23 protein-coding genes are annotated in these 20,546 nt (G+C 64.2%); 14 read left to right on the forward strand and 9 right to left on the reverse strand.

The features are described from left to right. Positions 1-83 precede the first annotated feature (83 nt). Together HNP02_RS26065 and HNP02_RS26070 are read right to left on the reverse strand one after the other, a co-directional pair. Positions 84-581, reverse strand: coding sequence for a DoxX family protein (locus HNP02_RS26065; RefSeq protein ID WP_184443530.1), 498 nt, complete (start codon positions 579-581; stop codon positions 84-86). Positions 582-1,117: 536 nt separating this feature from the next. Then, positions 1,118-1,666: a MarR family winged helix-turn-helix transcriptional regulator gene (locus HNP02_RS26070; RefSeq protein WP_184443531.1), complete on the reverse strand. Its 549-nt coding sequence runs from the start codon at positions 1,664-1,666 to the stop codon at positions 1,118-1,120. A gap of 203 nt (positions 1,667-1,869) precedes the next feature. On the opposite strand from HNP02_RS26070, the gene HNP02_RS26075 reads away from it, so the two are divergent. Continuing rightward, positions 1,870-2,715 (forward strand): SDR family NAD(P)-dependent oxidoreductase, encoded by an 846-nt coding sequence (locus HNP02_RS26075; RefSeq protein WP_184443532.1) that lies wholly within the window; start codon positions 1,870-1,872, stop codon positions 2,713-2,715. Here HNP02_RS26075 and HNP02_RS43810 read toward each other — a convergent pair. Then, complete coding sequence (locus tag HNP02_RS43810) at positions 2,710-2,877, reverse strand: SDR family oxidoreductase (protein WP_309241697.1); 168 nt, start codon at positions 2,875-2,877, stop codon at positions 2,710-2,712. The two genes, HNP02_RS26075 and HNP02_RS43810, sit on opposite strands and share 6 nt — an antisense overlap. A 333-nt stretch (positions 2,878-3,210) precedes the next feature. On the opposite strand from HNP02_RS43810, the gene HNP02_RS26085 reads away from it, so the two are divergent. The 5 genes from HNP02_RS26085 (at position 3,211) to HNP02_RS26105 (ending at position 6,279) form a co-directional block, all read left to right on the forward strand. Further along, entirely contained in the window at positions 3,211-3,660 is a 450-nt protein-coding gene (locus HNP02_RS26085) for a MarR family winged helix-turn-helix transcriptional regulator (protein ID WP_184443534.1), read from the forward strand. Between the two features lie 395 nt (positions 3,661-4,055). Continuing rightward, the gene (locus tag HNP02_RS26090; RefSeq protein ID WP_184443535.1) at positions 4,056-4,919 is read left to right on the forward strand and encodes a hemerythrin domain-containing protein; all 864 of its coding nucleotides are present in this window, start codon (positions 4,056-4,058) and stop codon (positions 4,917-4,919) included. Positions 4,920-4,983: 64 nt separating this feature from the next. Next, on the forward strand, positions 4,984-5,454 hold the full coding sequence (locus tag HNP02_RS26095) for a nitroreductase/quinone reductase family protein (RefSeq protein WP_184443536.1): 471 nt from the start codon (positions 4,984-4,986) through the stop codon (positions 5,452-5,454). A gap of 181 nt (positions 5,455-5,635) precedes the next feature. Beyond that, positions 5,636-5,833 carry an SDR family oxidoreductase gene (locus HNP02_RS44120; RefSeq protein WP_184443537.1) on the forward strand — a complete coding sequence of 66 codons (198 nt, stop codon included), beginning with the start codon at positions 5,636-5,638 and terminating at the stop codon, positions 5,831-5,833. A 77-nt stretch (positions 5,834-5,910) separates the two neighbouring features. Beyond that, positions 5,911-6,279 (forward strand): NAD(P)H-dependent oxidoreductase, encoded by a 369-nt coding sequence (locus HNP02_RS26105; protein ID WP_309241698.1) that lies wholly within the window; start codon positions 5,911-5,913, stop codon positions 6,277-6,279. A gap of 237 nt (positions 6,280-6,516) precedes the next feature. Here the strand turns inward: HNP02_RS26105 and HNP02_RS26110 are convergent, their stop codons facing one another. The 5 genes from HNP02_RS26110 to HNP02_RS26130 form a co-directional block, all read right to left on the reverse strand. Continuing rightward, positions 6,517-7,902, reverse strand: coding sequence for an MFS transporter (locus tag HNP02_RS26110; protein WP_184443538.1), 1,386 nt, complete (start codon positions 7,900-7,902; stop codon positions 6,517-6,519). A 50-nt stretch (positions 7,903-7,952) separates the two neighbouring features. Then, on the reverse strand, positions 7,953-8,378 hold the full coding sequence (locus HNP02_RS26115; RefSeq protein ID WP_184443539.1) for an ester cyclase: 426 nt from the start codon (positions 8,376-8,378) through the stop codon (positions 7,953-7,955). A 50-nt stretch (positions 8,379-8,428) separates the two neighbouring features. Beyond that, entirely contained in the window at positions 8,429-9,364 is a 936-nt protein-coding gene (locus tag HNP02_RS26120; RefSeq protein WP_184443540.1) for a fumarylacetoacetate hydrolase family protein, read from the reverse strand. Beyond that, the gene (locus tag HNP02_RS26125) at positions 9,361-10,965 is read right to left on the reverse strand and encodes a long-chain fatty acid--CoA ligase (protein ID WP_184443541.1); all 1,605 of its coding nucleotides are present in this window, start codon (positions 10,963-10,965) and stop codon (positions 9,361-9,363) included. The genes HNP02_RS26120 and HNP02_RS26125 overlap by 4 nt, the downstream gene beginning before the upstream one ends. Positions 10,966-11,045: 80 nt before the next feature. Then, entirely contained in the window at positions 11,046-11,894 is an 849-nt protein-coding gene (locus HNP02_RS26130) for an SDR family oxidoreductase (protein WP_184443542.1), read from the reverse strand. Positions 11,895-12,067: 173 nt separating this feature from the next. Here HNP02_RS26130 and HNP02_RS26135 point away from each other — a divergent pair, with 173 nt between their 5' ends. The 3 genes from HNP02_RS26135 (at position 12,068) to HNP02_RS26145 (ending at position 14,401) form a co-directional block, all read left to right on the forward strand. Next, the gene (locus HNP02_RS26135; protein ID WP_184443543.1) at positions 12,068-13,105 is read left to right on the forward strand and encodes an LLM class flavin-dependent oxidoreductase; all 1,038 of its coding nucleotides are present in this window, start codon (positions 12,068-12,070) and stop codon (positions 13,103-13,105) included. 15 nt (positions 13,106-13,120) lie between these two features. Further along, positions 13,121-13,867, forward strand: coding sequence for an SDR family oxidoreductase (locus HNP02_RS26140; protein WP_184443544.1), 747 nt, complete (start codon positions 13,121-13,123; stop codon positions 13,865-13,867). A gap of 75 nt (positions 13,868-13,942) precedes the next feature. Continuing rightward, entirely contained in the window at positions 13,943-14,401 is a 459-nt protein-coding gene (locus tag HNP02_RS26145; protein WP_184443545.1) for a VOC family protein, read from the forward strand. An 84-nt stretch (positions 14,402-14,485) separates the two neighbouring features. Here the strand turns inward: HNP02_RS26145 and HNP02_RS26150 are convergent, their stop codons facing one another. Beyond that, positions 14,486-15,145 carry a TetR/AcrR family transcriptional regulator gene (locus HNP02_RS26150; RefSeq protein ID WP_184443546.1) on the reverse strand — a complete coding sequence of 220 codons (660 nt, stop codon included), beginning with the start codon at positions 15,143-15,145 and terminating at the stop codon, positions 14,486-14,488. A gap of 105 nt (positions 15,146-15,250) precedes the next feature. Here HNP02_RS26150 and HNP02_RS26155 point away from each other — a divergent pair, with 105 nt between their 5' ends. The 5 genes from HNP02_RS26155 to HNP02_RS26175 all read left to right on the forward strand — a co-directional run bounded on the left by HNP02_RS26155 (position 15,251) and on the right by HNP02_RS26175 (position 20,546). Continuing rightward, positions 15,251-16,879, forward strand: coding sequence for an FAD-dependent monooxygenase (locus HNP02_RS26155; protein ID WP_184443547.1), 1,629 nt, complete (start codon positions 15,251-15,253; stop codon positions 16,877-16,879). Between the two features lie 40 nt (positions 16,880-16,919). After that, the gene (locus tag HNP02_RS26160) at positions 16,920-18,056 is read left to right on the forward strand and encodes a VOC family protein (RefSeq protein ID WP_184443548.1); all 1,137 of its coding nucleotides are present in this window, start codon (positions 16,920-16,922) and stop codon (positions 18,054-18,056) included. 77 nt (positions 18,057-18,133) lie between these two features. Further along, the gene (locus HNP02_RS26165) at positions 18,134-18,484 is read left to right on the forward strand and encodes a DoxX family protein (protein ID WP_184443549.1); all 351 of its coding nucleotides are present in this window, start codon (positions 18,134-18,136) and stop codon (positions 18,482-18,484) included. A 42-nt stretch (positions 18,485-18,526) separates the two neighbouring features. Continuing rightward, positions 18,527-19,402, forward strand: coding sequence for an SDR family NAD(P)-dependent oxidoreductase (locus HNP02_RS26170; RefSeq protein ID WP_184443550.1), 876 nt, complete (start codon positions 18,527-18,529; stop codon positions 19,400-19,402). A 64-nt stretch (positions 19,403-19,466) separates the two neighbouring features. Beyond that, the gene (locus HNP02_RS26175) at positions 19,467-20,546 is read left to right on the forward strand and encodes an NAD(P)-dependent oxidoreductase (RefSeq protein ID WP_184443551.1); all 1,080 of its coding nucleotides are present in this window, start codon (positions 19,467-19,469) and stop codon (positions 20,544-20,546) included.

A 20,546-nucleotide genomic window follows, 5' to 3' on the forward strand; every position in this document is an offset into this window, starting at 1 on the left:
GAACGAGGGTGCGGAAGCTGATGCCCGCCCCGCAGCGGTCGACACGCCCAGCGGCAATACTGTGTTGTCACAGTCGATCTGACTCAAGCGGTGGCCCCCTGATCACCTGCAGTCGCACCATTTCCCGAACCAACCCGGGGGGAGACTGTGCCTGTCGACTTCCGCGGCAGCGAAAGAGTCCGCAGTCGGTTGTCCAGGGCGTATGCGCCACCGCCGGTGAAGAACAGCAGGAACAACGCAAAGCAGTACACGACCGCCATCTCGCCACCGTTGGTCAGCGGCATCAGTCCGTGGGGCAGGTGCACCACGAAGAACCCGAAGGCCATCTCGCCGGAAGCGATGAAAGCCGCGGCGCGGGTGAACAATCCGACAGTAACCAGCAAGCCGCATACGACTTCGATCACTCCGGCATAGAAAAGCGGCCACGAGCCAACCGTTGCGACGGGCCCGGTTGGCCATCCAAACAACTTTGACGTGCCGTGGAAGAAGAACAACAGTCCGATCACTACTCGGAACAAGCTCAGAATCGCGGGTGTCAGCCTGTTCAGCGACGTGAGGAGGTTGTTCGCGCGTTTGGTCATCGGTTTTTGCTCCTTCGTGCAGGGCCGAGCCGAGCGCCTTGCTCGACGTCGTCGTATCGGACCTAAGTGGACCGTAGTCCGATTAACTTCCGATCATCACGGTACAGCACTGAGTACCGTTTGTAATGTACCCCGCTAGTATCACCGACGCACCTGCCCTAGGGGGCCACGGTGACTCCACAGCGGCTGCTGCAGAGGGCGAGGCTCGATCCCAGCCGGATGGTCCGGTGGCGGCACCCGGTTAGTAATGGTGTTGGCGCCCAACTCGATTGCCGACCGACAGCCGTGCCCAACCCCCGGCTCCCAATGCTCCAAGCGCCGACGCAACAAGGTGTGAAGCGCGCCGTCCAGATGTGAGCCTGTAATTAGTAGCGGGAGCCATGATGTTCTGGCATGCTGGGCATCATGCAGGTGATTGCCGGGGCATCGACCCTGGCCCACCAGACGCCAGGACCCCTATCTGGGCATTGATCGGAGAGACCTCACGCACTGGGCGTGAGCTTGATCAATCCGAAGTGGTTGCGCAACAAGCCCGGTTAAGCGCCGATCCCGGGTGGCGCCGTGCGCAGCCGGCGGTTGCGTCGAATGATCGTGCTCTCCGGCGCGGGCTCGGGATTGGTGACCGTAGCCTTAGCCTCCAGTCGCGCACGAAACGCGTCGGTGAGCCGGTAGGTGATTGCCAGCAATTGCTCCTGGTCTGCATTGGACAGATCACCGAAGGCGACGGCTACCTCGTCCTGGTGCTGCGTCCACGCCTCGCGATGCTGAGCAAGCCCCCTCTTACTGATGACCACGACTGTGCTACGCCCGTCGCCGGGATGGGCGAACCGCTCCACCAGCCCATCCTCCTCGAGCGCGTCGACCAAGGCGGTGACCCGTCGCGGCGTTACCTCCAGCGCGGTTGCCAACTGCTTCATCGTCATACCGCCCTCATGACATTTCAACCCGCTGAGCAGGCGCAACCGCGGGTAGCTAACCGTTTGGGCGGGCAGGCATGCGTGCACCCAGCGCACCCATGCCGGTCCCAACTCGGTGAACGCACTGACGAGTTCCAACAGCCGCTGCTCCCTGGTCTGCTTCGGCATGGCAGTACTCCGATCCCACTCATTGTCTATCTACACTAAATCGTTTACCCAGCTAATTTTAGCTTGCTCGACCGCCCAGAACGCCGTGGCCAGGGCGGCCGTCGCAAGCACCGAATACGGATGACCTACTGCGTCTCAGCCGAAAGTAGCATGCCGACAATGACACTGACCACGATGACCACCGAGCCGGTCGCTCCCCACAAATGAAACCGATTGACCACCACCATGCCGGTGGCCGAAGGCTTCCGCAGCCCAACAAGACGATGCGGATGAGCGAGTTCGCCGTTCTCACGAACGCCGAGCTCTCGCGCCTGTCACAAACGCCCACCGCGGCAGTCGAAACGGTCGAGATGGAGCTGGACAGCCTGGCCAGTGTTCGCTCTGCCGCGGCCGAGCTCGTTGCGCGGTTCCCGGGCATCGACGTCTTGATCAACAACGCGGGAGTGATGTTCACACCCTTCGGCCGAACCGAGGACGGGTTCGAGCTTCAATTGGGCGTCAATCACCTCGGGCATTTCGAGCTGACGCGCGGCGTGATGCCATCGCTGCTCAACACGGGGTCTGCGCGGGTGGTGAATCTGAGTTCCGACGGTCATCACATCTTCGATCTCGACTTGGAGGATCCCAACTGGGAGCGACAGCCATACGACAAGTTCAAGGCCTACGGTTCGGCCAAGACGGCCAACGTCTTGTTCACCGTCGCGCTGGACGCCCGGTACCGCGACAGCGGTGTGCGGAGCTTCGCGGTGCATCCCGGTACGGTCGCCACGTCTCTGTCGCGGCACATGTCACGGGACGACATGAAGGCGATGATGGGGCTGGGGACGGCCAGCAGTGAGCCCGCCGCGGAGCCTCCCAGGCTCGAGGTCATCTCGGCCGAAGAGGGTGCGGCGACGTCCGTTTGGGCATCGGTGTCCGACGATCTGACTGGCCTGGGCGGCCTCTACCTCAAGAAATGCGCGGTCAGCGATGGGGCGATGCCCTATGCGACGGATCCTCGTCGCGCCGAACAGCTTTGGATGATATCGGAACAGCTGTGTGGCTCATGACGTTGCGTGGTCGTCGTCCTGAGGTACCGGCCCGAGCAGCATGCCGCCGTCGGCGATGAACTCGGAGCCGGTCGAGAAGCTGGCCTCCTCGGAGGCAACGAAGAGCACCATCCGGGTGATCTCCTCGGGGTCGGCCGCTCGACGGTCGCTTGGTGGCGCCACGCTCTGTCGCTCGCTTCGGAGGGTGCTCGGTAGGCGCCACGGCTGGATGATTCGCAGACGTGTGGCCCGCCGACGTTCGGGTGGCGGTACCGCCCAGTTTCTACACCGCCCCTTCGGCATATTAGTCAATTGGAATGACTAATATAGTCATAGAGTAGGACTGACGACAACAGGTGCGAAGTCGCCGAAGCGCATAGATGACACGTGCGGAACCCAGCGAGCGCAGCGATGGGCGCGCACTGCTGCGGTCGTGTCGGCAGCGATCTGACTCGGCAGTGTTGACGTAGGGTGTGTACCTCATGGGAGCAGATGGGCGATGGAGCCGAGAACGGTATGGACGACGCGCAGCCGGTTGATCTAGGGGTGGCGTTGTTCATCCCGTATCGGTACATGGAGGACCGAATCTTCCGGGCCATCCAGGATGCCGGGTTCGACGACTGGACCCTGGCCCAGGTCCGGGTATTTCAACGCATCGCCCCTGACGGTTCGCGTCTCACGGACCTCGCTGATCAGGCGCAAATGAGCAAGCAGAGCGCCGGGGTGCTGGTCGATCAACTGGAACGCTTGGGATATGTCCGCCGGGTCCCCGACCCGACGGATGGGCGCGCCCGGTTGATCGTGATCGAGGAACGTGGCCGGCGGGCGGCCGAGGTGGTGATGGCGACATCCACCGAGATCCTGGCGGAGTGGACGGCCTACCTGGGCACCCGCAACTTCACGTTGCTGCACCAGATCTTGGATCAACTCCGTGAGATCACCGACCCCTACGCGCACAAGCCCTAGCCGCGCCGAGTCGACCGCGCGCGATCCCCGCTCGCCCCGGGCCATTCGGGACCGGCGGATGTCAGCGGATGCCACTCCCTGTTGACATAGTCAGTTCTGTTGACTAGTTTCGTCGTTAATGCTGACGATATCTCAACCAGGGACGCGGCGTGCCACGATGCACGGTGCCACGCCCAGCCGGACGGGCGCCGTACGGCCCGCCACCACCCGCAACCGGCGGGGCCATCGCGCAGCACGGCCCGGCAACTCACTGCGTGAATCGGCGTCTGCGACGAGACCGGTCCGTTCACCGATCAGGGCCGCCGTGCAGTGGTGCGGGCCAGGCACATTCTTCTCGGTGCACTCGGCGTCGAGAGGTCAGACATCCCGCCACGCCCATCAAAAGGAGTATCGCCATGAGTATCAGCCTGACCTGCGGTCCGTCCGGCACCGTCATCACCGGGGAGACCGAAGAGGAGCTGGTGAAAAACGTGCAGGCCCACGCCCGCGAACACGAGAACACCGAACTGTCCCGCGAGCGCATCCTCTCCGAGATCCGCGGTAAGGACCCCGAGCAGCCCATCGACACTGCGGCCTGGGCCGCCATGAACGCCCCCAGCGGCGCGCCCAAGCTGTGCGATACCAGCGACATGGTGATCGTGCACCGCATGTTCCGCCGCGAATGCGCACTGCTGCCCCAACTCGTCGCCGCGGTACCTGCCGGCGACGTCGCCCGGGCCCACACCGTCGCCAGGCATGCCCGCGAAGTTCTCGACATGCTCCATCACCACCACCTGGGCGAGGACGAACTGCTGTGGCCGAGGCTGTCGGCCCGGACTCAGTTCAACACCGATCTGATCGCCCGCATGGACAGTCAGCATCACGGCCTCGCGGTGCTGCTCGAGCTCGCCGCGACAGCGCTGCCCGCGTGGGAGGGCGCGCCCACCGCGCACACCAGCACACCACTGACCACGTTGCTGGAACAGATCTCGGCGGGACTCGACGAGCACTTCGAGGAGGAAGAAGCGGAGATCCTGCCGATCGTGGAACGCGTGATCACCGCCGCCGAATACCACGAGGTTGGCCAACGGGGACTGGCGTCGATACCCCTGACACGCCGACTGATCGTGCTGGGCTACCTCCTCGAAGACGCCACACCCCGGGAACGAACCGACTTCCTCGTCGCCATACCCGCACCCGCCCGACTCGCCTACCGCCTCATCGGAGTACGCCAACACCGCCACGAGACCACCCGACTCCGCGGCCCGCTACCAACCTGAACAGACCACGGTCCCGGCTACGCCGCCGCTGACCGTCAACCAATCGAGGAGAAGGAAAAATCTGATGAGCTTTGACACCCCCCACGGCACCCGCGGTGCCCGCCAGCCCGGCGGGAAGCTGATGGCCTGGATGAACCGCTGGAACATCAGCCGGATCCGCGGCAACGCCGAGAAGGTAATGGGCATGCAGGCGCTGGTCCTGAGCACCGTCGGCGCCAAGAGCGGTACCCCGCGCCACACCCCGGTCGCCTACTTCCCCGACGGCGCCGACAACTGGCTGATCGTCGCGTCCGCGAACGGGGCGGCGAAGAACCCCGCCTGGTACCACAACCTCGCCGCCCACCCCGACGCCGCGCAGATCCAGATCGCCGGCCGCACCATCGAGGTCAGCGCCGAGCAGCTGCACGGTACCGCCCGCCAGCACGCGTGGCGCCACATCACCAGCACGGCAGACCGTTTCGCGAAATACGAGCAGAAAACCGACCGCGAACTCCCGGTCATCCGGCTGCGCACTCGACCCACCCCAACGCAGTAGATCCGACCCGCCAACACTGCAGCACGTCCCCGGTTGATTCGGAACCACTAACCCCCACTGAAGGCACCACCATGTCCATCGTCATCCGCGCTCCTGGTGATGGGATCAGCGGTCGTCATTCCGATGTGTTGGTGGCGTCTTCCGTGTCGCAGGTGACCAGTGGGGCGATCGCAAATTACGAATGGCGCTCTGGGGCAGACATCGTCGGATCGAACGTCGCCGCCGGGTGGCGATCCGGCCGTGTTGGTACAACGGCCATTCGAATCGCCTCGGAGTCCCGGAGGACCTTGCTGCGATGGTGACGTTCCTGTTCTCCGACGACGGGGCCTACGTCAACGGCCAGACGATCGTCGTCGACGGGGGCGCCAACTTCACCTGAGAGTTGCCGGTTCGCGTGACCGCTGACACCGCCTGGCGCAAATTGACAATGAAACATCCTATGTTGACAGGACTTTCGTGAGCGACCTCAAGATCGCAATAATCGTTGGCAGCAGCCGTCCTGGCCGTAACGGCAAGGCGGTCGCCGACTGGGTTCTGGGCAAAGCAGCCAACCGCACCGGCGCGAACTATGAACTGATCGATCTCGTTGACTTCCCATTGCCCCATCTGGATGAGGGCATTCCGCCTTCGGCGGGCCAGTACGCGGGCGAGCACACCAAGGCATGGGCCGCGAAGATCGGCGCCTACGACGGGTTCATCTTCGTCACACCGGAGTACAACCACTCCACCTCAGGTGTGCTGCAGAACGCCATCGATTACCTCTACGCCGAGTGGAGCAACAAAGCGGCGGCCTTCGTCAGTTACGGATCGTTGGGTGGGGCTTGAGCGATCGAGCACCTTCGCGGGATCTGCAGTGAGCTTCAGATTGCCCATGTCCGGCAGCAACTTTCGCTCTCGCTGTTCACGGATTTCGAGAACTTCTCCATCTTCAGCCCGGCCGCCCTGCACGACGGCAGCGCAGGGGTTTGTTCGATCAGCTCGAAACATGGGCCGGCGCCATGAAATCCATCCGCTCCTCCGCGCATCAAGCGGTGAGTTAGCGGCAGTCTGGTCGCCAGATCGTCACGCCTGACCCGCCAGCGCCAACTCATCGACTTGATCCTCGGTAAGTGTGTAGCGAGCCAGGAGCGCCAGGGCCGTGATGATGCTCAGTACAGAGATGCCCGAGAATCCGAGCACGATGCCCCATTCGGCGCTCCGCGGCTGGACGACCGATTCGTCGGCCGCCGACGACACGAACCCGCTGGCCGCGAGAACGAAGCCGTAGATGCCCGCACCGGCGGCCGCGGAGATGGTCTCGCCGGCCGACCACAGGCCCGCAAGGACCCCCGCTCGCCGCTGACCTGACTCGGTCGCGTCCACGGCCAGCGTGTCGGCGAGCATTGCTTGCGGCAGGAGCTGCGCCCCGGAAAAGCCAATGCCGGCCACCATGCATGCCGCACACGCAACCTCAAACCTAATCGACTCGGTGATCACCGGCAGCGCGATGAAACCTAGTACGCCCGCGCCATAGATCGTCGAAGCCATGACGAGGCACGACTTCTTGCCGACTCTTTGCGCAGCACGGCTCCACACCGGCATCGTCACCAGCATCGGTCCGACTACACAGACGAAGAGTGGTGCCATCGCGCTTTCTGTTCCGAGAATCTGGTCCGCCATGTACGGCAGGCCCGCGAGCGTGACCGAGATGACCACCTCGATCAGCATGAACACGCCGAGGAGGATGCGGAACGGCCGATTGTGGGTGGCCGCGCCGAGTGCCTCGCGCAGCACGCCGGCCCCCTTCGGCGACGCATCGGCAGCGACACGAGTCGACTGACGCGCACTGTAGAGCGCCCCGCACGTGCCAAGGAAGATCACGCACCCCATTGCCACCGCCATCACCCGGTATCCCTCGCGTCCGCCACCATCGGCGTCGGCCACCATCGGTGCCAGTGCACCCGCCGCCAAGATGGCGAGACCCAGGAATCCCATGCGCCATGCGGTCATTGACGTTCGCTCCGCCGGGCTCGCACCAAGCTCAGCCGGCAGAACGCTGTAGGGGATGACGAAAGCTGAGAAGCCAAGGCCGGTCAGAGCCAGCGCCCCGGCGACCCACACGGCAGCGGCGTCACCGTCGAACGGCGAGAAGAAGATCGACACGAAACCCAGCGGGAACGTGATCATTCCTGCGATCATCCACGGCCGGCGGGGGCCGAGTCGCGACACCGTCGAGTCGGACAATCTGCCGACGATCGGGTTGTAGACGAGGTCCAGCAGCTTGGGCAGGAACACGACGAATCCCGCCAGTGCCGCCGTCACTCCAAGGACGTTCGTGAGGTAGTACAGGAGGACGAGCCCGGGCACCACGGCATAGGTTGCGGTCGCCAGGGACCCGACGCCGAAGCCGATGCGTTCGGGAGTGGAGAGTGCGAACTTCCCGCTGCGTTGGCGATCTGGTGCGGTCACGGTATGCCTCAAGGAAAAAGTGGCAGCTCGGCGGCCACTAGAAGAAGGGTTCACTCGGTCCATGGCGGTGTGAACGCGCCAATGGCGCCCAAGAACGCGATCCAATCCTCGGCGGCCCATTGCTCGACGACGATGCCGTTCGACAGGTGATACATCATCATCACGTCCCATACGACGTGGTTGCCGGTCGGCGGGATTCCCCACAGGGCGCCGGTGTGGGTGCCCTGCACGACGAAGCGCATGGTCACCGTGTCGCCATCCTGGGCCGCGTCCTGCTCGATCGCCTCAGCGTCGGGCAGCGCGGCGAAGAACTGACGCATCGTCGCGGCGTAGGCGTCGATTCCATCGATGGTGCCTACACTGCCGCCATGCCAGCGGAAGTCCGGGGCGAAGAATTCCGGGGCGAGATCTGGATCGTGCCCGTTGAAAAAGCGTGCGATCAGGTCGCGGACGAGTTCGATCCCTGGTTGCGCCATGACATCTCCCCTTCGGTCTGATGGAACTGTCGCTCGCCGACCCGCTTCTCTCAGGCCTGCTGGGTTGTGGGGGAGGGCTCCGCGACGACAGGATTCTCGATGGCGCCGATGCCCTCGATCTCGACTCGCACCCGCTGACCGGGCCGCAGAAGCCGTCCGGAGAACACCCCGACTCCGCCGGGCGTCCCGGTGGCGATGAGGTCGCCGGGCTCCAGCGTGCAGACGCGGGACAGTGCCGCGATCATGTCGCCGATCCCGGTGACCATCTCCTTCGTCGAGCCGTCCTGGCGCAACTCGCCGTCGACCCACGTGCGAATACCGAGACCCGTGGGATCCACCTCGTCGGCCGTGACGACCCACGGCCCGATCGGCCCATGGGTGTCAAAGCTCTTGCCCGGCCACATCGTCGGAGTGTCCTGCTGCCAATCCCGCACCGACACGTCGTTGCCCACGGTGTAGCCGGCGACGGACGCAAGCGCCGTGGCGGCGTCGGCGCGCCGGACCCGTCGCCCGATGACCGCGACGAGTTCTCCCTCGAAGTCGAGCATCGGCGAGTCGTACGGCGCGAGGATCGGGTCGTAGGGTCCGGTGATGCAGGAGACCTGTTTGTTGAAGAACGTGGGCAGCTTCTGGTCCGCGAACGCCGCGCGCAGATGTGAAAAGCGCTCCATCTGCTCGGCGAACTGGGGCTGCTTTGCCGCCTCTTGAATCTCTGCGAGGTGTGAGGTGAAGTTGAAGCCGATGGCCAGATACTTCGAGGGTGTTGGAATCGGTGCTCGTAGAACGACGTCCGAGAGCGGCGTCCGCTGCCGGGCGTTGTTGGCCTTGCGGGCCACGTCCGCCGCGACGTCAGGACCGGCTGCCAGTACCGCCGTGACGTCGGTGGGCGCGCCGTCGAGCGCGCTGAGTGCGACCACGTGGTCGTCGTCGACGACGACCCCCGCGCTCACGCCGGTATTGCCGAGTTCGTAACTCACTAGCTTCATTTCGTGTCCTTCGCGGTGTAGAGCGCCTCAATCTGCGACGCGTACTTGTGGGTGATCGGCCGCCGCTTCAACTTCATCGTCGGCGTCAGCTCGTCGGAGTCGGGCAACCATTCGTCGGCGAGGATGGCGAAGCGCTTGATCTGCTCGACGCGCGCCAGCCGCGCGTTGGCACGGTCGACACCGGCCCGAACCTCGGCCTGCCGTTCGGCATCCGTCGGATACGACACGGCGATTGCGGGATCCAGCACGATCAGCGCGACGTTGTACGGTCGCTCGTTGCCGAACGCGCACGCTTGACCGATGAGCGGGCTGCCCTCCTTCAGGCGGGCCTCGATGTTGGCGGGTGACATGTTCTTTCCCGCTGCATTGATGATCAGTTCCTTCTTGCGATCGACGATCCGCAGGTGCCCGTCGGCCTCGATGCGGGCGATGTCGCCCGTGTGCAGCCACCCATCGGCGTCGATCGCCTCGGCCGTCGCCTCCGGCCGGTTGTGATAACCCGCCATCAGCAGCGGCCCCCGAACGAGAAGCTCGCCGTCCTCGGCCAACCGGACCTGCGCGCTGGGCAGCGGTGGTCCCACGGTCCCGGCGCGGACGTCGCTTGCGGCTGCCAAGGACACGACGCCCGTGGTCTCCGAGAGGCCGTAGACCTCCCGCAGCGGGATCCCGATCGCGTCGAAGAATTCGATCACTGCGGGCGGACACGGCGCGGCGCCCGTCACCGCTGCCGTGAGCTCGTCGAAGCCAAGGCGACGACGGAGTTCCTCGTGGCCGATCCCCGCCTCGACATCGGCCGCGATGGACGCCTGGAGTTTCTCCCACAATCGCGGTGGGGAGAAGAACATGTGCGGCCGAACCCGTGGCAGCAACTGGGTGACGGCGCTTGGACTGGGGCAGCACACCACGCTGAAGCCGACGGTCATCGGTAGGTAGTGCGTGCACACGCGTTCGGCGATGTGCGCCATCGGCAGATAGGAGATCGTGCGCTGTCCTGGCTGAATGCCGACCAGCGCGCCGATCTCGGCGGCCATCGTGAGGATGTTCGCGTGGGTGAGTTCGACGCCCTTCGGCGGCCCGGTCGTGCCTGACGTGTAGATCAACGTGACGAGGTCGCTTGGCTTTACGGCGGCGGCATGCTCCAGTTCGTCGGAGTCCAGCAGCTCGAACCACGAGTCCGACCCGACGACGATGACATGCTCTACGGCGCTCCCACCGCGTTCAAGCGCGGCGAGCAGACCGTCAACCAACGTCGCCTCGGTGATGACGATGCGGCAGTCGGCGTCGGCGAGGAGGTGAGCGAGCTGCTCGGGTGCCGAGGTGTTGTACATCGAAAACGGGATGGCGCCGAGCAGCAGCGCACCGGCATCGGCGACGTGGAACTCGGGCCGGTTGCTGAGCAGGAGCCCGAGCGTTTCCCCTTGGCCCAGACCCAGTTCGGCGAGGCCCGCGGCGGTGCGGCGGGCCTGGGCGCCGTAGTCACGCCACGAGAGCACCACTTCGAGGTCGGCGTTGAGGATCGCCGGCGCATCGGCGCGGGCTTCGACCATCGCCAGAAATGCCTCGCCGACCGTAACCGTGTCGCGGTGAACCGCTGCGCTCATCGCTTCGCCTTCCCTTTGGGTATGTGCGGCAAGCGTATCCGACAGTATGACAACTGTCAATTAAAATGTTGGCGTACGACTTATCCGTCTTGGGGGTGCGAGCCGCGCACCCGCTGCTCATACGTTGCGCGTTTGCCAACGTCGATGCGATCGAGAAATAGATGGTCCAACCCGATTGAGCGCCTCAATGCGTCCGCAATGCCACCGGGCAGAATCCGTTGGATCGCCAGTACCACCCCTGCCGCGCGGGTGACCGTGACCCGTCGTCTCGGCTTGCGGATCAGGCCGACGATCGCTTCTGCGACATCGGTTGGTTCGGCATTCCTCAGGCCCCTGGCTTGGTCGATGCCGGCGATCATCTCCGTGTTGGTCATCGCCGGGAGGACCGTCGAGTATTGGACACCGGTGCCGTGGTGTTCCGCGCGAACCGAATTGGTGAATCCGAGGACGGCGTGCTTGGTGGCGCAGTACGTCGCTACCCCCGGCGACGGAGTCTCGGAGTTCACGGATGCCACGTTGATGATGTGGCCGCTGCGCCGTCTGACCATGCGTTCCGCGGCGAGTTTGGTTCCCACGATCACGCCGTAGACGTTGACCGCGAGTGCACACTGAGTCACGGCGTCGGGTTCGTCGATCACCCTGCCGACCGGTAGGATCCCGGCGTTGTTGACCAGCACATCGATGGGGCCCAACCGACGTTCTGCTTCGTCGAGGAAGCTGGCGAACGAGTCGTGATCTGTCACGTCGAGCCTGCCGTACACGTCGAGCCCAAGGTTCACGCTCGCCTGTTTGACCGCTGGCTCATCGATGTCGCCGATGGCGACCTTCGCCCCAAGCAGGTGTAGCGCGGTTGCGGTGGCCAGCCCGATCCCGCGGGCGCCGCCAGTGATGACGACGACCTTGCCGCTCACTGAATCGGATCGGTTCATTCGGGTATCCGGCCGCTGTGTTCGCCGCGGTGGTTCCTCATGTCACGCTCCTGCCCGATGGACTGGTGGGGCGTCACGTCGTGCCCTGCCCCGCGACTTCACCGTAATCACATAATTTGATGGTTGTCAAGATAAACCTTGACATACATCATATAACCGGATAGCTTGGCGGTATGCGAACCGCGATCAGCTGTGCCATTCCGGCGCTCGAGTCCTTCGACGACGCCGTCGGTCACGCGCAGCTGGCCGATGATCTGGGCTATGACTCGATCATGTTGTCCCACATCGCGGCTCGTGACTCGTTCACGATGGCCGCTGCCCTGGCGATGCGTACCCAGCGGGTGGCGATAGGCACCTCTGTCGCGCCGCTGTATCACCGCTCGCCGGCATCGATGGCCCAGACGGCGGCAACCGTCGACGACATTTCCGGCGGGCGTTTTCGGCTCGGCCTCGGGGTGGGCCACCGCATCACCATGGGTGGCTGGCACGGCCAGCAGATCGGCAAGCCGACCGCCGAAATGCGCGAATACATCGGCATAGTCCGCGCGATCCTGGCCGGTGACGTCCCACCAACCGGTCAGCGGTGGGCGTCGAACTTCTCGTTCATGGGCCTCACGCCGCGTCCCGACATCCCGATCTATCAGGCAGCGTTGTCACCGGCAATGCTGCGCCTTGCCGGTGAGATCGCCGACGGCGTGGTGCTGTGGGCATGCCCATCGCAGTACGTACGCGACGTCGTGGTGCCTGAGGTGACCGCGGGTCGGAGTCGCGCCGGTAAGCCGATCGAGGGATTTCACATCCTGGCCGCGGTGCCCTCGGCGATGAGCCACGACCGGGCAGCCGCGCTCGCGGGTGTGCGCAGCGAGCTGCTCCGGTACTTCGGCCTGCCGTTCTACCGGGCGATGTTCCAGGCGGCGGGTTTCGCAGACGACGTGACGGCATTCGATGCTGCATCACCCAACGTCGGTGCTCAAAAGCTTGCCATCAGTGAGCGATTCATCGATCACCTGTGCGCCATCGGGGACGACACCGCGGTTCGCGACGGGGTGCAGCGATACCGCGACGCGGGGGTCACCAACCCCGTGCTGACCGCCATCTCCGGCACCGACTTCGAACCCACGTTGCGCGCGGCCGCCAGCTACACCGCAATCATTCCGTCGTCAGCATCCGCGGGCACCTCGTCCGCATCCAGCCCAACAGAGAATCAGTAGATATGGAGACCAATCATGGGACAGCTCAACGATAAGACGGCGCTGGTCACCGGCGGCACCGCAGGCATCGGTCTTGCCGCCGCCAAGCGGCTGGCGGCCGAGGGCGCGCACGTGTTCATCACCGGCCGCGACCAGCAACGCCTCGATGAGGCACTCGCGTCGATCGGTCCCTCAGCGACCGGTATTCGTGGCGATGTCACCGACTCCGATGACTTGGACAGCGTCGCCGACGCCGTCACGTCACACGGACACGGTCTCGACGTCGTGTTCACCAATGCCGGCGGAGGAGAATTTGCCCCGTTGGGGGATATGACACCGCAACACTTCCTCGACACGTTCAACCGCAACGTCGGCGGCACCATCTTCACAGTGCAGAAGGTCTTGCCGTTCTTGAACTCTGGTGCGTCGATCATCCTGTCTGGGTCCAGCTCGGCATCGAGTGGTACGCCCGCCATGGGCGCGTACGCCGCTTCCAAGGCAGCGGTCCGCTCCTTCGGCCGGACCTGGGCGGCTGAACTGGCGCCTCGGCAGATCCGGGTGAACACGTTGGTACCAGGACCGGTTGAGACACCTGGACTCACGGGCGCCGCACCGGCCGGCCAAGAACAACAGCTGCTGGCCGGCTTTGCGGCGACGGTTCCGCTGGGCCGGGTAGGCCGACCCGAGGAGATCGCCGCCGCAGTCGTGTTCCTGGCCAGCGACCAAAGCAGCTTCATGACCGGGGCCGAACTGTTCATCGACGGCGGCGCCGAACAGGTCTAGGGCCCATCGGCTTAGGGCGCGCAAGCCCTAGCCTCGCAAACCTGCCCGTGTCGACGTACTGAGGAGATCGACCCAATGACAACCGATAACCAGCAACCCGGCGCGGCGGTGAGTGCGCCCGGCCGCGGCCTGGGCTCGCTGGCCTTTGCCTGCACCGTGATCGTCGTCGCCGACCTCGACCGATCCCAGCAGTGGTACCAAAGCATTCTGGGCTTCACCGAAGTGGCGCGCGTCAGGATCGACGGGGCCAATGTCGTGCTTCTGGAGGGAGCTGGAACCCAGCTGGAACTCATTGAAGGCGATGGGCCGACCGTATCCACCGAGCCGAGGTTGTGCGCCGATCCCCCCCATCATCTGCTGCCGAGAGGTAACAAGTTCCTCGCCTTCGCCGTCGACGACCTCACGCGCGCGACCGACCAGCTGCGCGACAAGGGCGTACCGATCATCTGGCGCGACAAGCAGTTGGCGCCAGGAATTCGTTCGACGGCGATCCGAGATGTCGAGGACAACTTCATCCACATCGTGCAGCACTGACCCGCACCGCCGCCTGGCTGACAGGCTCAGTTGTGGTCCGCGCGAGCGACGTCGTCGCAGTCGGTTTGGTTGCCGCCTACCGGACTAACCGTTCGGGTGCAGCCGCAGACCCTCGACGATCACATCCGATACCAGCCGGGCGTGTTCTTCGACGGCGGCGGGGTCGCCCGGGGGTGCAGGGTCGAACAGAATCGCCAGCGGCACCAGGCTGTAGAGAGTGGCCGCGCCGTGCGAGACCAGAAAGTGGAACTCCCGCAATGAAATCGGGCGAATCGCTCTCTGTTCGGCGAGGTACAGCAGGAGTCGCCCGACGCCCGACAATGCCGGCTCGATGTAGGTGTCGTAGATGTAGCTCAACCGATCGGTGTCCTGGCGGGCCTCGATGTTCATCAATGCCACCAACTGGGGGTGGTCGGCGGAGAACACGACGTACCGGCGGATCGCCAGACGAAACTGTTCCAGAGGCTCGGTCAGGGTCGGATCGAAAATGCCCTGCATGATGCGCAGGAGAGGGCCGAAGCCGAAATCGATCGCGGCGCGCCACAAATCGTCTTTTCCGCCGAAGCGCTGATAGATCAGATTGTGACTGACGCCCAGTTCCCGGTTGAGCATTCGCAGTGAAACGCCTTCATACCCGTACGTGGCGAAAGCCGCAAGGCCCGCTTCCAGGATGTCGTCTAGCGGCGTCGAGTCTGCGGTCTTCGGACGACCGCGACGCCGCTGCGATGCCTGGGTAGAAGCCATGGGGCAAATTATTGCATATCAGTCGGCAATATTTATATTGACATCTATCAACTTAAGAAATATCGTGGACGCAGAACGATTCGGCAGCCCCAGGGAGACCTCCTCATGACGCAGACACTCGACACCCCGGTCTTGATCGCCGGTGCTGGTCCGACGGGTCTCGTGCTCGCCAGCGTGTTGTCGCAATACGGCATCAGTTGTGTACTCGCCGAACGCAACACGCACACGACCAGATTCCCGAAGATGGACGTCACCAATGGGGCCAGCATGGAGCTGCTGCGGCGGTTGGGTGTCGACGTCGAGTTGCGTCGCGTGGGGGTGGCGCCGGAGCATTCGTTCGACGTGATCTTCGCTCCCGGGCTCGACGGCCCGGAGATCACCCGCTGGTCCTTGCCTTCCATCGACGAGGAGTGGGCGACGCTGCGGGGCTCGCCCGACGGGACCCGTCCGGGTCAGCCATGGCAACGCTGCTCGCAAGCGATCTTTGAAGCGGTGATGATGGATCGCTGCCAGCGTGACCCGTTGATCGACGTTCGCCAGGGGTGGCAGTTGCAGACGTGCGCTCAAAACGGCGACGCGGTGGACGCCACCGTCGTGGACGACACAGGTGACGCACTGAAGATCCGGGCTGGTTACCTGGTCGGATGTGACGGCGCGTCGAGCGTGGTCCGCAGCGAGCTCGGTATTGCGATGGAGGGCGCCAAGGACATTACCGCGTTTGCCTTGGTGCACTTTCGTTCCAGCGATCTCGCCAATCTGCATGCGCTGGGCCAGTTCTGGCACCTGTACGTCACCGATGGGGCGATCCTCATCGCGCAGGACGAGGTCGACACCTGGACACTGCACAAGGATTTGGGGCTCGTCGACGATCCCGATCCGATCGGGGATCCCCACGAGTTCGTCGCCCGGGCATTGGGCCACCCGGTCGAAATTGATGAGGTGTTGGCCTCGAGCGTGTGGCGGCCCAACGCACTGCTTGCCGATCAATACGGGCGGGATCGAATCCTGCTCGCCGGTGATTCGGCCCACACGATGGTCCCGACCGGCGGTTTCGGAATGAATACCGGTCTTGGTGACGCGTTCAACCTCGGGTGGAAACTCGCCGGCCTGCTGCACGGTTGGGGCGGACCAGAGCTGCTGGTCAGCTATGAGGCCGAGCGACGCCCGGTCGGAGATCGCAATCGCAACGCGTCGGTTGAGAATGTGTTCGTCCATTTGCAGTCCCGCAACATGATCGACCCAGATCTCATCGGCCAGGACAGCGACGACGGGCGCGCGCACCGGGCGGTCGTCGCCGAATTCTTCACCACCAATAATGCAGAAAACCTCAGCCTGGGAATTGAACTCGACGTCCGGTACGGCGACTCACCAATCGTGTGCGCCACGGATGGTGAAGCACCTCCCTGGGATCGGCGCACCTTCGTGCCCACCGTGCGGCCGGGGCACCGCGCACCGAACGTCGTGGTCGCCGACGGCGAGACCTTGTTCGACCGGTTCGGCCCCGGCTACACCCTCGTCGACGCCGTCCCCGGACCCAGCGACGCCAAGCGACTCCTGGACGAAGCCGAACTGGCAGGCGTGCCGGTGCGTCATCTGATGCTCGACGACCCGAGGCTTTGCCAGCTCTATGCCCACAAATTGGTCCTCGTCCGCCCAGACCTGCACATCGCCTGGAGCGGAACCGCCGTCGCCGACCCCGCCGACGTCATAGCGCGTGCGCGCGGCGCGCGATAACAAGCACACCCTCAAGGCTCTCACTCCACAGGAGACACTCGTGAAGAATCAGCACTCGAACGCAGTCGACGGACACGCCGACCTCCACAGCGAGCACGGACCCAACCGGGGTGAGCACAGCGGACGCTCCGTTAATCCGACGATCAAAGTCACGGACCTGGCCTGGCTCGAGTTCGAGAAGCCGGACCTCGACCGCGCCGAAACCTTCGCGAGGGCTTTCGGTCTCGCGGTAGCCGCCCGCGAGTCCAACGCCTTGTATCTGCGTGGATCACTGCCGGGCACGCCCGCGGTGGTCATCCGCAAAGGTGCCAGGTCCCGGTTCATCGGTCCAACGTTCAAGGCGGCCGACGAAGCCGATCTGCACACGCTGGCATGGGTGAACAATCGGCGCGTCGAACCGCTTGATGAACCTGGCGAGGGTTACGTGGTGCGACTGTGCGACCCGAGCGGAATCGCCGTCGGGGTCTACCACGGGAGACACGATCTGCCGGCCCTGCCCGAACAGCGGGTGCACACCTTCAATTTCGGCAGTGATCGTCTGCGGATCAACGCCACTCAGCGTCCGCCCAGTGAACCCGCGCAGGTGCAGCGCCTCGGGCACCTGGTGATGCAGACACCGCACTTCCTGCGCAGTCTGAACTGGTATCTGGACACCCTCGGGTTGATCGTCAGCGATTTCCAGTACGTGCCCGGTCAGCGTGACCGCGGTCCGGCACTGGCGTTCATCCGCTGTGATCGCGGATCGGTAGCCTCCGATCACCACACTCTGGCCCTCCGACTCGGAACCGTGGCCGGCTATGACCATTCCGCCTATCAGGTCACTGACCTGGACGCGGTGGCCGCAGGCGGGGAGTACCTGCTACACCGAGGATACGAACGCGTCTGGGGCATGGGCCGCCACATTCTGGGCAGTCAGATCTTCGACTACTGGCACGATCCCGACAAGCTGATGGTCGAGCACTTCACCGACGGCGACCTGTTCGACAACACCATCGAACCCGGGTGGGCCCCGCTGACCGCATCCGGACTCTCCCAATGGGGACCGCCGATCAATCGGAAATTTCTGGGCACCAACCCATCTCCACGGATGATCCGCGACGTCGTGAAAGTTCTGCGTGGCGACAACGAACTCAATTTCTCCCGGCTGGTCGCGATGGCGAAGGGCATGAGCCAGTGACCGCCGACTACCCCACGTGGCGGTTCGAATGAGGTCCGCCCAACGTCAGATCGACAACCCTCAACGAAAGGTTCGAAATGCACATCGCCACCATCGTCCTTAGCGCGCTTCTAGCGGTAGCGTTCCTCGGCTCGGGCGGTCTCAAGATCGCCGGCGCCAAACAGTCATTGGAGATGCGCGACCAGTTGCGTGTCGGGGCGCAACTATGGCGCGTGGTTGGCGCGCTGGAGGTCGCAGGCGGTCTGGGACTTGCCATCGGCTTCGTCGTCCCGGCACTTGGTATCGCCGCCGCGATCGGTCTCGCCCTGCTGATGGTTGGTGGGATCGCTTCTCATGCCCGCGTGGGGGACCTCCGCCACGCCGGCCCCGCCGCGTTGCTCCTCGTGCTCAGTGCCGTGACGGCTGGCCTATTGGTCACGTCGCTCTGACCGATTGTTCGAAACCGTCCGAGATCACGAAGGAGTGAAACCATGTCTGACACAACGGAATTACATCAACCGAGCGTCGCCATCACCGGGGCGGGCAGCGGGCTGGGGCGCGCATTGGCGATCAAGCTCGCGGCGAAGGGCTATCGCGTCTTTGGCACGGCACGATCAGAACAGCATGTTGCCGATCTACTGGATGTGTCGAGTGGCAACGTCGCCCTGACCCTTGCCGACATCACCGATCAAAGCACTGTCACTGCCTGGGTGGACAAGGTTTCGGAGGAGTTGGGTGAGCGCGGACTCGACGTGCTCATCAGCAATGCCGGCACTCTGACGCCCGGTCCGCTTGAAGTCATCCCGTTGGGCGACATCAGGCGCGAGTTCGAAGTGAATGTCTTCGGCGCGTTAGCGGTGATCAACGGGTTTCTTCCTGCGCTGCGCAAGTCGCGCGGCCGCATCGTCCAAATCGGCGCGATGACGGGCCGGTTTCCAGTGCCCTTCGACGGTCCGTCCAGCGCCTCGAAGGCGGCATTCGAGGCGTTGGCCGACGTCTATCGCGCAGAGCTCAAGCCGTTTGGGGTCACGTTCGTGATGGCTCAAGCCGGCAACATGCGCACCGGAGGGCCGGCCAAGACGGCCGCTGCCCTGAAACGTTTGGCGGACTCCATGACCGGCGAGCAGCGCGCACTCTATGGCGACGTCTTCGGCAAGTTCAGCGATGCGCTCAACAGCATGCAGGACGCCGGTCTGAGCGCCGAGGCGTCCGCCGACCGGGTGATCGAGCTGGTCGAGCAGGTGCCTCCGCCAATCCGCGCGGCCGTTGGCGACGACGCGGAACAGATCCTGCGTCTCGTCGGGGAAAAGTCCGACACCGAACTGGATGCCCTGCGACTGCAGCTCATCGGAGCAGGCGATGCCTAGCCAATTGCGTACTCCACCAACCACTGCAGCCGAATCGGAAGGGTAGCCAACGATGTCTCATGTCTTGATCACCGGTGGCGGAGGGCTGGTCGGGCTGAACACCGCCCGCGCCCTAGCCGCCGAAGGGACGTCAGTCGTGATCACCGCTCGTCACGGCCACGACCAAATCGAGAGGGCGTTGGGCGACCTCCGCGAGCTGGTCACCATCGAACCGGTGGAGTTCGCGCGCAGCGGGGAAGTGTTCGACCTGTTCAGCCGGTACGACTTTCAATCGGTGATACATGCTGCACAGGCTCACCAACACGCGCAGACCCGGACGGCGAACCGGGGCAACTACGACATGATCTTCAATTGCCTGGAAGCCGCCGAGGCCACAGGCGTAAAGCGCCTCGTCTTGGTCAGCTCGATCGCGGTCTATGGCGGCAGCGCACCGCCATTCGCCGAAGACGCACGCTTTCCTGTGCAAGCCACGATCGATGATCATCCCGACGCCATGGGTGCCTTTACCGCGCCCGATGGGAGTAGAGCACTCGCGTTACCGGCGTTTGAGATCTCGGTCAAACGATCCCTGGAGCGCATCGCACTCGACTATGCCGCTCCCTGGCAGATGGGCGGGTCGGCGACGGTGCGCACTAACCAGAACCTCAACGAGCACCGGCTCGACGTCGCGGTGCTGCGGATTCCGACTCAGTTCGGGCCGGGTTACAAGGAGATGGGTAGTCCCATCAGCCGTGCCGTTCACACGGTTGCCGGCAGGGGAAATCTGATGGCAGGCGCGGGATACATGGGCGTACCGCTGTCCGATCTGTGGAGTGTGATCGCCGTGTCCCCACTGACCTACGTTCGCGACACGGCCAGTGCGCTCGCGGGCATGATTGGTGCGGACGCGCTTCCGCATCGCATCTACAACCTATCCAGCGGCTACACCACCAGCGCGCGCGAACAGTTGCAGGCCCTGTATGGGATAAGGCCTGATGCCGCTCCGCAAGTGGGCCTGCATCCGGAAACGCTTCGGGCGGAACCCTATCCGTCGAACGGATACAATGCGGACTTGTTGACCCACGACACCGGATGGCGTCCGCAATACACGTTCGAAGAGGCGCTTGAAGACTATCTCGAGTGGCTTGGCGAACACCCCTATTGA

It is taken from the genome of Mycobacterium sp. AZCC_0083, from assembly GCF_014202335.1.
In the GTDB taxonomy this organism is placed as follows: Bacteria; Actinomycetota; Actinomycetes; order Mycobacteriales; family Mycobacteriaceae; genus Mycobacterium.

What these genes read in the sequence shown, in the direction of transcription:
- HNP02_RS26115 (WP_184443539.1), bottom strand. Translation starts at nt 8,378, where the DNA reads ATGGCGCAACCAGGGATCGAACTCGTCCGCGACCTGATCGCACGCTTT.
- HNP02_RS26130 (WP_184443542.1), bottom strand. Translation starts at nt 11,894, where the DNA reads ATGAACCGATCCGATTCAGTGAGCGGCAAGGTCGTCGTCATCACTGGC.
- HNP02_RS44120 (WP_184443537.1), top strand. Translation starts at nt 5,636, where the DNA reads ATGGCGCTCTGGGGCAGACATCGTCGGATCGAACGTCGCCGCCGGGTG.
- HNP02_RS26150 (WP_184443546.1), bottom strand. Translation starts at nt 15,145, where the DNA reads ATGGCTTCTACCCAGGCATCGCAGCGGCGTCGCGGTCGTCCGAAGACC.
- HNP02_RS26125 (WP_184443541.1), bottom strand. Translation starts at nt 10,965, where the DNA reads ATGAGCGCAGCGGTTCACCGCGACACGGTTACGGTCGGCGAGGCATTT.
- HNP02_RS26165 (WP_184443549.1), top strand. Translation starts at nt 18,134, where the DNA reads ATGCACATCGCCACCATCGTCCTTAGCGCGCTTCTAGCGGTAGCGTTC.
- HNP02_RS26070 (WP_184443531.1), bottom strand. Translation starts at nt 1,666, where the DNA reads ATGCCGAAGCAGACCAGGGAGCAGCGGCTGTTGGAACTCGTCAGTGCG.
- HNP02_RS26155 (WP_184443547.1), top strand. Translation starts at nt 15,251, where the DNA reads ATGACGCAGACACTCGACACCCCGGTCTTGATCGCCGGTGCTGGTCCG.
- HNP02_RS26135 (WP_184443543.1), top strand. Translation starts at nt 12,068, where the DNA reads ATGCGAACCGCGATCAGCTGTGCCATTCCGGCGCTCGAGTCCTTCGAC.
- HNP02_RS26090 (WP_184443535.1), top strand. Translation starts at nt 4,056, where the DNA reads ATGAGTATCAGCCTGACCTGCGGTCCGTCCGGCACCGTCATCACCGGG.
- HNP02_RS26145 (WP_184443545.1), top strand. Translation starts at nt 13,943, where the DNA reads ATGACAACCGATAACCAGCAACCCGGCGCGGCGGTGAGTGCGCCCGGC.
- HNP02_RS26085 (WP_184443534.1), top strand. Translation starts at nt 3,211, where the DNA reads ATGGACGACGCGCAGCCGGTTGATCTAGGGGTGGCGTTGTTCATCCCG.
- HNP02_RS26170 (WP_184443550.1), top strand. Translation starts at nt 18,527, where the DNA reads ATGTCTGACACAACGGAATTACATCAACCGAGCGTCGCCATCACCGGG.
- HNP02_RS26065 (WP_184443530.1), bottom strand. Translation starts at nt 581, where the DNA reads ATGACCAAACGCGCGAACAACCTCCTCACGTCGCTGAACAGGCTGACA.
- HNP02_RS26075 (WP_184443532.1), top strand. Translation starts at nt 1,870, where the DNA reads ATGAAACCGATTGACCACCACCATGCCGGTGGCCGAAGGCTTCCGCAG.
- HNP02_RS26095 (WP_184443536.1), top strand. Translation starts at nt 4,984, where the DNA reads ATGAGCTTTGACACCCCCCACGGCACCCGCGGTGCCCGCCAGCCCGGC.
- HNP02_RS26140 (WP_184443544.1), top strand. Translation starts at nt 13,121, where the DNA reads ATGGGACAGCTCAACGATAAGACGGCGCTGGTCACCGGCGGCACCGCA.
- HNP02_RS26120 (WP_184443540.1), bottom strand. Translation starts at nt 9,364, where the DNA reads ATGAAGCTAGTGAGTTACGAACTCGGCAATACCGGCGTGAGCGCGGGG.